This is a genomic window from Shewanella sp. S1-49-MNA-CIBAN-0167 (assembly GCF_040310145.1).
GTDB lineage: Bacteria > Pseudomonadota > Gammaproteobacteria > Enterobacterales > Shewanellaceae > Shewanella > Shewanella psychromarinicola.
This window is the reverse complement of the sequence record NZ_JBEOPO010000243.1, coordinates 1-274: the sequence shown is the minus strand read 5'-3', so window position 1 is coordinate 274 and position 274 is coordinate 1. Positions and strand designations below refer to the sequence as shown.

The window sequence follows — 274 nt, the reverse complement described above, 5'->3', positions numbered from 1 at the left end:
GATGTGTACTTAAATGATCAAAAAACTTAGCCAATGTCTTTTTTCGACTACCGTATTGATGATGGGATATGTTGGGTTTATTTCCAATGGTGTTGCCGCGCCCACACCTCCTCGCGCTGAAAAAGTGGTTCCTGTCATCACCGCCACCGTTGAACAACATGAGCTTTCGCAATCAATTACCTTAATAGGAAAACTGGCGGCAACTCACTCGGTAATGATAGCGCCACAAGTCGCAGGAAAAATAGACAGCATAGCCGTCACATCTAATCAATAC

The 274-nt window shown here is 44.2% G+C and carries 1 pseudogene; it reads left to right on the top strand.

What is annotated here, in order from left to right:
• Positions 1-13: 13 nt before the first annotated feature.
• Positions 14-274: pseudogene (locus AAEZ00_RS21170) on the top strand (efflux transporter periplasmic adaptor subunit); the annotation flags it as partial.